Here is a 12,571-nt window from a genome sequence, read left to right on the forward strand (position 1 = left end):
GCCTGCCCTCGCCGCACCCTGTTTCCGTTCGTCCCGTACCACCTCTCGCAAGGCCATCACCGTGTTCGACGTCGCCGTCTTCAGTACTCTTTTCGTCACCCTCTTCGTGATCATGGACCCGCCGGGAATCACCCCGATCTTCCTGGCCCTGACCTCCGGCCGGCCTGCCAAGGTGCAGCGCCGGATGGCCTGGCAGGCGGCCACCGTCGCCTTCTGCGTCATCGCCGTCTTCGGCATCTTCGGCCGGCAGATCCTGGGGCGGCTGCACATCTCGACGCCCGCGCTGATGATCGCCGGTGGTCTGCTGCTCCTGCTGGTCGCGCTGGACCTGCTCACCGGCAAGTCGGAGGAGCCGACCCAGACCAAGGACGTCAATGTCGCGCTGGTGCCGCTGGGGATGCCGCTGCTGGCCGGGCCCGGCGCGATCGTGTCGGTGATCCTGGCGGTGCAGCACGCCCACGGGGCGTCGGCGCAGGTCGCGGTCTGGACGGCGATCCTCGCGATCCACGTCGTGCTCTATCTGGTGATGCGGTTCTCGCTTGTGATCATCCGCGTAATCAAGGACGGCGGTGTGGTGCTGGTGACGCGGCTGGCGGGCATGATGCTCTCCGCGCTCGCCGTGCAGCAGATCATCAACGGCGTCACGCAGGTGATCCAGGGCTCCTGAGGCCGGCGCCCGGCCCCCGGCAGCGCAGCGCCCCCGTACGACGTGTTTCGTACGGGGGCGCTGCGACGTCTGCACTCAGCTGTTCATCGTGCGGCGGAGCAGTGTTAACGAGCGGCGGTTTCTGCCGGGCGGATGTAGATGCGCTGGCCGATCGAGGCGGCCTGCTGCACGATCCGGTTGACGGAGGCGGCGTCCACGACGGTGCTGTCCACGGCCGTGCCGTCGACGTCGTCCAAACGCATGATCTCGAAGCGCACAGGCTTCTCCCTTCGTCTGTGATCCTCCTGAGGAGAACTATTTTCATCGGGAATGCCCGGCTTCGCTGCCGGACCTTCCTGAGGGCTACAACAGGGGTTCCCCGAGAATCATTCCCTACGCTAAAGAAAATTTTCGACGGTCTAAGTACTCGTCGGTAGCGAGAGCGGTTGTGCCCGCAGAGTGACGGCCCGGACAATGGACGCGGTATGAACGACGTCCAGCCCACGGGCTCCCCAGACCTCGCCGCGCTGCAGGCCGGCATCGAGCGCACCAATGAGCTGCTCACCCGGGTTCTCGCGGAGGTCGCCACCACCCCGTCCACCCATGCCGCCTTCGTGGACGCGGGCTATGTGTACGCCGCGGCCGGACGGCTGGTCACCGGCACGGAGGACCGCAGGGCGTTCGACCTGGACGCCGAGGGCATCATCGAGGCGTTCATCGACCGGGCCCGGATGATCTTCCCCGACAGCCGGCTGCTGCGGGTCTACTGGTACGACGGCGCGCGCCGCCGCATCCACACCCAGGAACAGCAGCGGATCGCCGAACTGCCCGATGTGAAGGTCAGGCTCGGCAACCTCAACGCCAACAACCAGCAGAAGGGCGTCGACTCCCTCATCCGTACGGATCTGGAGTCGCTCGCCCGGCACCGCGCGATCAGCGACGCGGTGCTCATCGGCGGCGACGAGGACCTGGTCTCCGCTGTGGAGGCGGCGCAGGGCTACGGCGCGCGCGTGCACCTGTGGGGCATCGAGGCCCCCGGCGGCCGCAACCAGGCGGAACCGCTGCTGTGGGAGGTCGACAGCCAGCGCACCTTCGACCTGGACTTCTGCAAGCCGTACGTCTCGCGGCGGCCCGGCGTCGAATGCGCGGACACGTCGGCGGGTGAGGGGCCTGCGCCCGCCCGCGAGGAGGTGCGCTTCGTCGGCGCCCGGATCGCTGCCCAGTGGCTGGCCGAACGCGGCCGTGAATGGGTCGCCGAGCTGCTGCCCGGCCACCCGTATCTGCCCGGCGTCGTCGACCAGGAGCTGCTGACGGCCGCGGAGGCCCTGCTGCGGCACTCGCTGCGCGGCCACGCCGACCTGCGGCGGGTCCTGCGGGACGGCTTCTGGGAGCACGTCCAGGGGCAGTACTGAGCCGCGCGGTGACAGCCCCCGGCCCGTAAGCGGATCAGGCCCGGGCGAGAAGCTCGGTGAGCCGGTCGAAGAAGCCCGCCCAGCCCGCCTCCGCCTGCCTGTACTGCTCGGCGGTGAGATTGCCGCCGTCCTGGCGGAACACCATCTCGGTACGGCCCTGAAGGTCGGTGAGGGTGACGTGGACGATCTCGTCCGGCTCGGCCGGCGCCGGGGTGTCCGTGATCGTGAACTCCAGCCGCTCGGGTGCCGCGATCTCGTGGTAGATCCCGGAGAACGGCATCTCGCGGCCGTCCGGAGCCCGCATGACCAGGCTCCAGGCGCCGCCCGGCCGCACGTCCATCGTCATCCGGTCCACCGGCACCTCGAGCTCCCCGCCGAACCAGTAGGCGAAGTGCTCGGGCGTCGTCCAGGCGCGGAACACCAGATCGCGGCGCGCGTCGAAGACGCGGGTGAGCGCGATGCCCTGCGCCGCATGCTGCCGGTTCTCGGTCATGCTCATGGCCTCCCTGCGGGAACGGGGCGGCCGCCCGACGGACCGCTCCCCTCGATGCTCACCGAGCCGGGCACCGCTGTCCTCCCCGGCGGCGCCGCCCTCGGCCACTCGGCCCACCCGGCCCCAGGGACTGTCCGATGGGTCGCTCATTGCCGTGCGCCCGGCGTTCCCAGGCACTGCCCTGCGATTCGAGGCGGCCCATCAGACACACCTAGCCGTTGTCCCGCCAGAATCCGGCCAGCGCGGAGGACGTGGCCTGTGGGCATTCGACGTTCGGGGAGTGCTCGGCCCCCTTGATCACCGTGCGGCGGGCGGACAGCCGCTCGGCCATCGCGTCCATCAAGGGCACCGGCCAGGCGTAGTCGACGGCGCCGGAGACGACGTGCTTGGCCGTCGGCAGCTGCGCCAGCTCGGCCACCCGATCGGGCTCCTCGATCATCTGTCGGCCGGTCACGACCAGCTGCTCGGGGACGGTGTTGAGCCAACGGCGGTGCAGGAACTCGCCGATCTCCGGCGGTGTCGCGGCATCCGCCGCCTCGGGCGGGTCCAGCGCCCGCATCGCACGCCAGACCGTCTCCATGTCCCACCGGCCGAGCGCGTCGATCAGCGTCAGCACCCGGCTCTGCTGCGACCCGTCGATGGCGCCGGGGCCCGAACTGAGCGCGGTCAGCGAGCGGAACGGCGCCGGGTCGAGCAGCACCGCGGCCCGGGTGATCAGCCCGCCCAGCGAATGCCCCAGCAGATGCAGGGGCGCCTCCTCGCCGCCGCCCAGCGCCCGCGCCTGGGCGAGGACGTCCAGGGCCAACTCCTTCTGCGCGTACGCCGCTTCGGTACGCGGACCGGCGGTTTCGTGCTGTCCCCGCCCGTCGATCGCGACCACCCGGAAGCCGGCCGCGGCGAGCGGCGCGAGGAGGGCGATGAAGTCCTCCTTGCTGCCGGTGAATCCGGGCACCAGCAGGGCGGTGCCGACCGGGGCGCCATCGCCTTCGGGCCGGGCGTCGTGCACCGCGAACTCACCGCGCTCGGTGTCGAGTCGGTACGCGCGGGCGCACGGGGGCAACGTGAGAGTGGGCGGCCTGCTCATGAGGCGAGGTTAGCGGGACGGGCCCGCGGCGCGGCCGATGCGGAGCCGTCGCGGCCCACCGGCCGGTCGGCCCCGCGCGGGCGGTCCGCGATGCCGCCGTACGAGGCAGCGGCCCTGTGCACGCATCTCGCACGACGGGCCGCCGCAGTCGAAAAAGGCCGACGGCCCGGCCTCCGCAAGTGGCGGGGGCCGGGCCGTCGGGTAGTGCGTGTCAGCTCTCGAGCGTGGCCTCGGCGGCCGGCGCCTTGGCGCGGGTGCGGCGGCGCACCGGCTTGGCCTCGCCCTCGACCGGAGCGTCCGTCGTGTCCGCGGCCGGCTTGGTCGCGGCGGCCTTGCGGGTCCGCTTGGGCTTGGCCGGGGCGTCCGCGGCGGGCTCCTCCGCCGGCTTCGCGGCGGCGGTGCTCTTGCGGGTGCGCTTGGGCTTGACCGGAGCGGCGTCCTCGACCGGAGCGTCCGTCGTGTCCGCGGCCGGCTTGGTCGCGGCGGCCTTGCGGGTCCGCTTCGGCTTGGCCGGAGCGGCCTCGTCACTCACCGGAGCGACGCCCTCGGCGGTGTCCACGGCAGCCTCGGCGGCCTTCGCGGCAGCGGTCTTGCGGGTCCGCTTGGGCTTGACCGGAGCGGCGTCCTCGGCCGGGGCGGTGTCCACCACGGCCTGCACGCTGTCCACCGCGGTCTCCGCGGCGGCCTTGGCGGCGCCCCGGGTGCGGCGGCGCGGCTTGGCGGGCGCCTCGGCGGCGTCCGTCGCGGCGACCGCCTCGGCGGCCACTGCGGTGCCCTCGGCCGTGGCGACCGCGGCCGCCTCGCCGGTCTCGGGGCGAGCGGCGCGGGTCCGGCGGCGGCGCGGCTTGGCCGGGGCCTCCGTCGCTTCGCCGGCGCTCTGTGCCGGTGCGACCGAGGCCGCGTCGGCTACCTGGTCGACCACCTCGGACGCCTGCACGCCGGCCGGCGCTCCGGCGCCGCCCTGCGCGGCACCACGGGTCCGGCGGCGGCGCCGCGGCTGGCGTGCCTCGGTGACGCCCTCGGAGCCCTCGGCGGCGTTCAGCGAGCCGGTGGCCTTGGCCTCGGGCGCGCCGTCCAGCGCCGTACCGCCACGGGTGCGGCGGCGCTGGCGCGGGGTGCGGGTGCGCTGCGGGCGCTCCTCCACCTCGGCGGCAGCGGCGGACTTGCGCGGGCCGCCGCGGCCGCGGCCGCCCGTCTCGCCCAGGTCCTCGACCTCTTCGGCGGCCAGGCCGGCGCGGGTGCGCTCGGCACGCGGCAGCACGCCCTTGGTGCCCTGCGGGATCTTCAGCAGCTCGTAGAGGTGCGGGGAGGTCGAGTAGGTCTCCTCCGGCTCGTCGAACGGCAGGTCGAGCGCCTTGTTGATCAGCTTCCAGCGCGGGATGTCGTCCCAGTCGACGAGCGTGACGGCGGTGCCCTTGGCGCCCGCGCGGCCCGTACGGCCGATGCGGTGCAGGTAGGTCTTCTCGTCCTCGGGGGACTGGTAGTTGATGACGTGCGTCACACCCTCGACGTCGATGCCACGGGCGGCGACGTCGGTGCAGACCAGGACGTCGACCTTGCCGTTGCGGAAGGCGCGCAGCGCCTGCTCGCGGGCACCCTGACCGAGGTCGCCGTGCACCGCGCCGGACGCGAAGCCGCGCTTGGCGAGCTGGTCGGCGATGTCGGCGGCGGTCCGCTTGGTACGGCAGAACACCATGGCGAGGCCCCGGCCGTCGGCCTGGAGGATGCGGGAGACCATCTCCGGCTTGTCCATGGAGTGGGCGCGGAAGATGTGCTGGGTGGTGTTGGCGACGGTCTGGCCCTCGTCGTCCGGCGCGGCGGCGCGGATGTGCGTGGGCTGCGACATGTAGCGGCGGGCCAGCGAGATGACCTGGCCGGGCATCGTCGCGGAGAACAGCATCGTCTGCCGCTTGGTCGGCAGCAGCTGGATGATCCGCTCGACGTCGGGCAGGAAGCCCAGGTCCAGCATCTCGTCGGCCTCGTCCAGCACCAGGCTCTTGACCTCGGAGAGGTTGAGCTTGCGCTGGCCGGCGAGGTCGAGCAGCCGGCCGGGGGTGCCGACGACGACGTCGACGCCCTTCTTCAGGGCCTCGACCTGCGGTTCGTAGGCACGGCCGCCGTAGATGGCGAGCACGCGGACGTTACGCACCTTGCCGGCGGTGAGGAGGTCGTTGGTGACCTGCTGGCAGAGCTCACGGGTCGGCACGACGACGAGGGCCTGCGGCGCCTCGGTCAGCTGCTCGGGCTTGGCGCGGCCCACCTCGACATCCGCCGGGACGGTGACGCGCTCCAGCAGGGGCAGGCCGAAACCCAGGGTCTTGCCGGTGCCGGTCTTGGCCTGGCCGATGACGTCGCTGCCGGAGAGGGCAACGGGGAGCGTCATCTCCTGGATGGGGAAGGGGGAAACGATGCCGACTGCCTCAAGGGCTTCGGCGGTCTCGGGGAAAATCCCGAGCTCTCGGAACGTAGACAGAATCTTGCCTCTTCTGTGAGACGCGGCGTGAGGCGGCGAAGGGGGTCGTACCGCACCGTCGTACGGGTTCGTACGGGGCCGGCTTGATACAGCCGGATGGCGCGGGACCACTGCCAACGCTCAGGCACTCCAGCCGCGAGCGGTGTCCCTCTTGCGGTCCGTACGTCTGGGTACGCGCCGCGGGGGAGGGCGGTCGGTTTGGAGCCGATCGGGCCACCGACCGGGCATCCGCATTCGTGGAACGACCCACCGATACTCGGCGGGCCAATACCACTGTACCCCGGATGAGGCGCGGCACCCGAAGGCTTGTATGAGTGAGGAATTCATCACGTCCCGCGGGGCACGGCGCCGCAGGCCCCGCACGGTGTGCCCGGGTGGCTGACCAGGGCCTTCCCAGGGCGGCCGAGCGGGCTATTGTGCCCGTCATGGAGACGCCTGACAACGCCGCTGCTGCCGCGCAAGAACACACCGGGATCGCCGCCCAGGACTGGGCGCAGGCATCCGCCGACCCGCACTACCGCGCGGCCGTGATCGACCTGCTCGGCGCGCTCGCGTACGGCGAGCTGTCCGCCTTCGAGCGGCTGGCCGAGGACGCCAAGCTCGCGCCGACGATGGACGACAAGGCCGAACTGGCCAAGATGGCATCGGCCGAGTTCCACCACTTCGAGCGGCTGCGGGAGCGGCTGGCGCAGATCGAGGCGGAGCCGAACGAGGCGATGGAGCCGTTCGCCGCCGCGCTGGACGAGTTCCACCGCCAGACCGCGCCCTCGGACTGGCTGGAGGGCCTGGTCAAGGCGTACGTCGGCGACTCGATCGCCAGTGACTTCTACCGGGAGGTCGCGGCCCGGCTGGACTCCGACACCCGCGGCCTGGTGCTGGCCGTCCTGGACGACACCGGCCACGCGTCGTTCGCCGTCGAGAAGGTCCGCGCCGCGATCGAGGCCGAGCCGCGCGTCGGCGGGCGCCTCGCGCTCTGGGCGCGGCGGCTGATGGGCGAGGCGCTTTCCCAGGCGCAGCGGGTCGTGGCGGACCGTGACTCGCTCTCCACGATGCTGGTCGGCGGCGTGGCGGACGGCTTCGACCTGGCGGAGGTCGGCCGGATGTTCTCGCGGATCACCGAGGCGCACACCAAGCGGATGGCGGCGCTCGGGCTCGCGGCGTAACAGGACGGACGAGGTACGACGAAGGACCGGCAGCCTGCGGGCCGCCGGTCCTTCGTCGTACGGAGCCCGACCGTCTGAGGGCTGCCCTGGGTCCTCAGGCGGTGCGGTGGCTCTTCAGCGCCGGCGAACCGCGCCGTCCCGGGCGGAGCAGCACCGAGAGCAGGGCCGCGCTCATGGCGATCGCGGCGACCAGCACCTGGGCGGGGTATCCGGGCCCGAGGATGGAGCGGGTCAGCAGCGCGCCGAACAGCGCGGCGGCCGGGCCCGTGGCCAGGGTCAGGGTGCGCGCGGGGAACCGGTCGGACAGCCATCGCATGGCGGACAGAGCGATGACGAATCCGACGATCACGGCGCCGAGCGCTTCCCAGATCATGCTGTTCCCTCCCGCGTGACAAGGCCGATCGGTCGAACAAATCGGTCGTAGGCGGTCGTACCCAGGGGGTATCCCCGGCAACCCTCCTGTCCGGGAAGCTCTGCCTGATCAGAGCAGCCGGAACGACACGAACGGCGGGCAGCAGCGCCGTCCGCCGCCGGGCACAAGCGGAATGCAGGCGGGGAGCGCCAGCACGGGGGAAATGAACGGAGGACGGGCGAACGACGCGAGCGGGGGGGGGGGGGGGGGGGGGGGCGGGCCGGGGCCCCCCCCCCCCCCCCCCCCCCCCCCCGCCACAACTGCGGGCACCGCATGCGGCGCCCCCCGCTCAGAGCGCGCCGAACCCGACCTTGCGGGCCGTCTGCTCGCCGATCTCGACGTAGGCCAGACGGTCCGCCGGGACCAGGACCTTGCGACCGTGGTCGTCCACCAGGCTCAGCAGCTGTGACTTGCCGCCCAGCGCGTCAGCCACCGCGCGTTCGACCTCTTCGGCAGACTGCCCGCTCTCCAGAACGATCTCGCGGGGTGCGTGCTGCACGCCGATCTTGACCTCCACGGCTTATGTCCCTCCGACGGTCTGGGTGTCCCCCGGCGTCAGCTGGGGGAGGATGCGCGGTCATCCGCGCCGTACGCAGCACACATTAGCCCGGCGCGGAGGTCGGCAGGACGCCTTGGGGCACGCCCGCAGCGAACACGCGCGACGCCGGCCACGGCACAGGGCCGCGACCGGCGTCACACACACGGGCAGGTGGCCCGGACGGGTCAGTGGGTGTCCGAGCCGTGCAGCGGGAAGCCGGCGATGCCCTTCCAGGCGAGCGAGGTCAGCAGCTGCACCGCGGTGTCGCGGGGGACCTTGCTCCCCGAGGAGAGCCAGTAGCGCGCGACCACCTGCGAGACGCCGCCCAGGCCCACGGCGAGCAGCATCGATTCGTCCCGCGACAGGCCGGTGTCCTCGGCGATCACCGCGCTGATGGCCTCGGCGCACTCCAGCGAGACCTTGTCCACCCGCTCGCGGACGGCCGGCTCATTGGTGAGGTCCGACTCGAAGACCAGCCGGAAGGCGCCGCCCGGGTCCTCGACATAGGCGAAGTAGGCGTCCATCGTCGCCGCGACACGCTGCTTGTTGTCGGTCGTCGACGCCAGCGCCGTACGCACCGAGTGCAGCAGGGACTCGCAGTGCTGGTCGAGCAGGGCGAGGTAGAGGTCGAGCTTGCCGGGGAAGTGCTGGTAGAGCACCGGCTTGCTGACACCCGCCCGCTCGGCGATGTCGTCCATGGCGGCCGCGTGGTAGCCCTGCGCGACAAAAACTTCCTGGGCCGCGCCCAGAAGCTGATTGCGCCGGGCTCGGCGTGGCAGGCGTGTGCCCCGCGGGCGTGCCGCCTCGGTCTGCTCGATGGCGCTCACGCTGCCTCCCAGAAGTGGTTCCGTACGCGGCGCACGCAAGATGGTGCGTCACGCCCGCCATCGTACTTTTGGGTAATGCGGCTGTGCGTCGTCGGAGGCGAGAATTTCGCTCCGTGGACGCCGCTCGAAGCTGACATAACAGCCCAGGTCATCGGTATTCGTCTTCGTTGAGCTCCACCACGCGGGCCTGCTCCGCGAGATCCGCCTCGTTCGCGGAGGCCGGGTCGGCGTCGGCGAGTGCCTCGTCCCACTGCGGTTCGAGGTCTGCGTGCTGTTCCACGGCGTCGTTCTCGGGCGCTTCCACATCGATCTCCGTCGCGTCGTTCACGTCGTCCTCGTCCTCGAAAGCTTCCGGATCGGTCGGGTCGACGGGCATGGTGGCTCCCTCTCTCGCATGGGGCATGAAGCAGGGGCCGGGCAGCTTGCCCTTGCTACGAGCCTAGGAGAGTGACTGCGGCAGCGCGATGCGGTGTGTGACAGCGAACACACAATCGGCCGCGTGATCATCTCGTAACATCGTCCCCATGTCTTCGACCGAGTCGCCGGACACCCGGGCCGCCCTGCCGGTGCCGCCAGCCGGCCCGGGCCCCCGGGCGGGTGGCGCGGGCGAGACGGTGCGCTCAGTGAACCTGCCCGGCCTGACGGTCACGGTGCGGTCGCCGGACGGCACGGCTCCGGGCCGGGGCGACGGTTCCGGCCCCCGCGAGCCCGCCCTGTTCGTCCACGGCCTCGGCGGCTCCTCGCAGAACTGGTCCGGCCTGATGCCGCTGCTCGCCGACCGGGTGGACGGCGAGGCACTCGACCTGCCCGGCTTCGGCTACTCACCCCCGCCGGACGACGGCGTCTACTCCGTCTCCGCGCAGGCGCGCGCGGTCATCCGTTATCTCGACACCACCGGGCGCGGGCCGGTGCACCTCGTCGGCAATTCCATGGGCGGCGCCGCGGCCACCAGGGTGGCCGCCGTCCGCCCGGACCTCGTCCGCACCCTGACCCTGATCTCGCCCGCGCTTCCCGAGCTGCGTCCGCAGCTGTCGGCGGTGCCGACCGCGCTGCTCGCCGTCCCCGGCATCGCCCGGCTCTTCAGCCGGCTCACCCGCGACTGGACGCCCGAGCGCCGCACCCGCGAGGTGCTCTCGCTCTGCTACGGCGACCCCGGCCGGGTCACCCCCGAGGGCCTGACGTCGGCCGTCGACGAATACGCGCGGCGCCTCGAACTCCCGTATTTCTGGGAGGTGATGGAGCGTTCCGCGCGCGGACTTGTGGACGCCTACACCCTCGGCGGGCAGCACAATCTGTGGCGGCAGGCCGAACGGGTGCTGGCCCCCACGCTCCTCGTCTACGGTGGACGCGATCGCCTGGTCGGCTACCGGATGGCCCGCCGGGCGGCCGCGACGTTCCGCGGGGCGCGCCTGCTGACGCTGCCGGAGGCGGGCCACGTGGCGATGATGGAATACCCGGAGGCGGTGGCGCGGGCCTTCCGCGAGCTGCTCGACAGCGATGTGACCGAGAAGACCGCCGACGCGGGCAGGAGCTGACACGCCCAGTGGGACGCCATAGCCGCCGCCGGCCGGAGAACCCAGCTGACACACCGGGGTCCGCCGACCCGTACGGCGTGCCCGACATGCACAGTGCGCCCGACCCCGACGCCCGGCCGGGCGCGGACGGCCGCGGCTCCCCGGGGCAGGGGCGCCGTCGGCGCGGACCGGCGGAGGGCGAGGGATGGCCGCCCGGGCCTTCGGGGTCCGGTGGGCCGGGCCGCGGCGGATCCGGTAGCGGGTCGTGGGAGCCCGGCGCGCGCGGCGGCCACCCCGAACAGCATGAGCCCGGAGGCGGCTGGGGCGCCCCGGCGTCCGGCGGCCCGCGCATCCCGCGGCCGCGGGCGGCCGAGCCCGAGGCAGGCCCGAGGCCGGGCGTTGCCGGAGCAACCGGATTCGGCCCGGCCGGTGGACCGCGCTTCGGCGCGCGCGTCCCCGACGGCCCGCCGAAGGACCGCACCCCCGATGGCTTCGGCGGGCCCGCCATCGGCGGACTCGCCACCCCGCTCGCCCCGCAGGGCGCCCCGGGGCCGCGGCGCGAGTATGTGGAGGCCTTCGCGGACGACGACGTCTTCTCGGCCGGCGCGCCCGGCGCGGGCGAAGCCCGGGACGGTGTGCCGCCCGGCGGGCGGTTCACCGGGCGGTCGGTCGTCTTCGACCGGGAGTCCGACCAGGACGCCGAGTTCGACGACCCGGACCCGCGTGCCGCTCTCGGCGCGGACGGTATGGACCAGGACGGTGGGGAGGAGCCGGCCCCGCTGCACGGGGCCGAGGCGATGCGAGCCGCCAAGAAGGGCGCCAAGGGGCGGACCTTCACCGGCGCGGCGGCGGCCGCCGTGACGACGGTGCTCGCCGTGGTCATCGCCGGACAGGTCGCCGACCAGCACAAGAACGACGACGTACAACCCCGCAGCGGCCCGGACCGGGCGGACGGTCTCGACGACGCCTCCCCGACGCAGACCCCTCCCAAGCCGGACGCCAAGCCCGCCTCGTACGCCCAGAAGATGGCGCAGGTCTTTCCGCTCGACCCGAAGCTGACGGCCGACGGGACGTTCACCCCGGCCGGCGGCGACGCGAAGGCGCCCGGCCGCGGGCAGGTGCTGCGCTACCGCGTCGACATCGAGGACGGAATGCCCCTGGACGGCGAGCTGTTCGCCCAGGCGGTCCACAAGACCCTCAACGACGAACGCAGTTGGGCGCACGGCGGGCAGCGCGCCTTCCAGCGGGTGGGCTCCGGCGACGCCGATTTCGTGATCACGCTCGCGAGCCCGGGGACGACCGCGAAGTGGTGCGCGAAGTCCGGCCTGGACACCACCGAGGACAACGTCTCCTGTGACTCGGCGGCCACCGACCGCGTCATGATCAACGCCTACCGCTGGGCGCAGGGCGCCAAGACCTACGGCCAGGACGAGATGTTCGCCTACCGCCAGATGCTGATCAACCACGAGATCGGCCACCGGCTGGGGCACAACCACGAAGGCTGCGGCCGGCAGGGCGCCCTCGCGCCCGTGATGATGCAGCAGACGAAATTCCTGACCACGGACGGCGCCACCTGCCGGCCGAACTCCTGGCCGTTCCCGACGCAACGCTGACCTGCCGGGGGCGGGTACGGCCGCTTTCGCCGCAGGCGGCCGCCCGCGCCGGCACGGACTCATCATGGGAGCGTCGGCCGCTGACACCGTGCCGCAGAGCGGCCGTCGACCGGGTGTACGACGCTCCCCGCAGAACCCTCCCGGCAGGCGCCGGAGGCCGTTCAGAGTGCTCGATCCGCAGGTCGCGGCCCGCCGGGATCGCTACGCACGGTGCCTTGTCCCTCACATAGCGCGTTGAAACGCACCCCGAAGGAGAAAGTTACGCGCGTTCACCCCTTTTGGTGGGGGGGGGGGGGGGGCCCCCCCCCCCCCCCCCCCCCCCCGCGGGGGGGGGGACCGCCGGGGGGGGCGCGGGGGCCCCCCCCCCCGCGCCCCCCAAGGGGGGCGGGGGGGGGC

Annotated in this window: 13 protein-coding genes; 5 read left to right on the plus strand and 8 right to left on the minus strand. The window is 72.7% G+C overall.

Going from position 1 to position 12,571, the window contains the following annotated elements; genetic code table 11:
• Nucleotides 1–61: 61 nt before the first annotated feature.
• On the plus strand, nucleotides 62–667 hold the full coding sequence (locus ACGFZW_RS30020) for a MarC family protein (RefSeq protein WP_393896391.1): 606 nt from the start codon (nucleotides 62–64) through the stop codon (nucleotides 665–667).
• Nucleotides 668–771: 104 nt separating this feature from the next.
• Here ACGFZW_RS30020 and ACGFZW_RS30025 read toward each other — a convergent pair whose 3' ends face one another.
• Nucleotides 772–924 (minus strand): hypothetical protein, encoded by a 153-nt coding sequence (locus ACGFZW_RS30025; RefSeq protein WP_393896392.1) that lies wholly within the window; start codon nucleotides 922–924, stop codon nucleotides 772–774.
• 207 nt (nucleotides 925–1,131) lie between these two features.
• Between ACGFZW_RS30025 and ACGFZW_RS30030 the strand changes: the two genes are divergently transcribed.
• On the plus strand, nucleotides 1,132–2,058 hold the full coding sequence (locus ACGFZW_RS30030; RefSeq protein WP_393896393.1) for an NYN domain-containing protein: 927 nt from the start codon (nucleotides 1,132–1,134) through the stop codon (nucleotides 2,056–2,058).
• Nucleotides 2,059–2,092: 34 nt separating this feature from the next.
• Here ACGFZW_RS30030 and ACGFZW_RS30035 read toward each other — a convergent pair whose 3' ends face one another.
• The 3 genes from ACGFZW_RS30035 to ACGFZW_RS30045 all read right to left on the minus strand — a co-directional run bounded on the left by ACGFZW_RS30035 (nucleotide 2,093) and on the right by ACGFZW_RS30045 (nucleotide 6,018).
• Nucleotides 2,093–2,551 carry an SRPBCC domain-containing protein gene (locus ACGFZW_RS30035; RefSeq protein ID WP_393896394.1) on the minus strand — a complete coding sequence of 153 codons (459 nt, stop codon included), beginning with the start codon at nucleotides 2,549–2,551 and terminating at the stop codon, nucleotides 2,093–2,095.
• A 211-nt stretch (nucleotides 2,552–2,762) separates the two neighbouring features.
• Nucleotides 2,763–3,635 (minus strand): alpha/beta fold hydrolase, encoded by an 873-nt coding sequence (locus ACGFZW_RS30040; protein WP_393896395.1) that lies wholly within the window; start codon nucleotides 3,633–3,635, stop codon nucleotides 2,763–2,765.
• 211 nt (nucleotides 3,636–3,846) lie between these two features.
• On the minus strand, nucleotides 3,847–6,018 hold the full coding sequence (locus ACGFZW_RS30045) for a DEAD/DEAH box helicase (RefSeq protein WP_393896396.1): 2,172 nt from the start codon (nucleotides 6,016–6,018) through the stop codon (nucleotides 3,847–3,849).
• Between the two features lie 515 nt (nucleotides 6,019–6,533).
• On the opposite strand from ACGFZW_RS30045, the gene ACGFZW_RS30050 reads away from it, so the two are divergent.
• Nucleotides 6,534–7,271: a ferritin-like fold-containing protein gene (locus ACGFZW_RS30050; protein ID WP_393896397.1), complete on the plus strand. Its 738-nt coding sequence runs from the start codon at nucleotides 6,534–6,536 to the stop codon at nucleotides 7,269–7,271.
• A gap of 94 nt (nucleotides 7,272–7,365) precedes the next feature.
• Here the strand turns inward: ACGFZW_RS30050 and ACGFZW_RS30055 are convergent, their stop codons facing one another.
• The 4 genes from ACGFZW_RS30055 to ACGFZW_RS30070 all read right to left on the minus strand — a co-directional run bounded on the left by ACGFZW_RS30055 (nucleotide 7,366) and on the right by ACGFZW_RS30070 (nucleotide 9,424).
• The gene (locus ACGFZW_RS30055) at nucleotides 7,366–7,644 is read right to left on the minus strand and encodes a hypothetical protein (protein WP_393896398.1); all 279 of its coding nucleotides are present in this window, start codon (nucleotides 7,642–7,644) and stop codon (nucleotides 7,366–7,368) included.
• A 328-nt stretch (nucleotides 7,645–7,972) separates the two neighbouring features.
• Nucleotides 7,973–8,200: a DUF3107 domain-containing protein gene (locus tag ACGFZW_RS30060; RefSeq protein WP_393896399.1), complete on the minus strand. Its 228-nt coding sequence runs from the start codon at nucleotides 8,198–8,200 to the stop codon at nucleotides 7,973–7,975.
• Nucleotides 8,201–8,406: 206 nt separating this feature from the next.
• Complete coding sequence (locus ACGFZW_RS30065) at nucleotides 8,407–9,048, minus strand: TetR/AcrR family transcriptional regulator (protein WP_393896400.1); 642 nt, start codon at nucleotides 9,046–9,048, stop codon at nucleotides 8,407–8,409.
• A gap of 148 nt (nucleotides 9,049–9,196) precedes the next feature.
• Nucleotides 9,197–9,424, minus strand: a complete 228-nt coding sequence (locus ACGFZW_RS30070; protein WP_393896401.1) for a hypothetical protein — start codon at nucleotides 9,422–9,424, stop codon at nucleotides 9,197–9,199.
• Between the two features lie 148 nt (nucleotides 9,425–9,572).
• On the opposite strand from ACGFZW_RS30070, the gene ACGFZW_RS30075 reads away from it, so the two are divergent.
• Together ACGFZW_RS30075 and ACGFZW_RS30080 are read left to right on the plus strand one after the other, a co-directional pair.
• Nucleotides 9,573–10,583, plus strand: a complete 1,011-nt coding sequence (locus ACGFZW_RS30075; protein WP_393896402.1) for an alpha/beta fold hydrolase — start codon at nucleotides 9,573–9,575, stop codon at nucleotides 10,581–10,583.
• Between the two features lie 86 nt (nucleotides 10,584–10,669).
• Nucleotides 10,670–12,175 (plus strand): DUF3152 domain-containing protein, encoded by a 1,506-nt coding sequence (locus ACGFZW_RS30080; protein WP_393896403.1) that lies wholly within the window; start codon nucleotides 10,670–10,672, stop codon nucleotides 12,173–12,175.
• The last annotated feature ends 396 nt before the right edge of the window (nucleotides 12,176–12,571 follow it).

Source organism: Streptomyces sp. NPDC048248 (assembly GCF_043201875.1).
GTDB lineage: Bacteria > Actinomycetota > Actinomycetes > Streptomycetales > Streptomycetaceae > Streptomyces.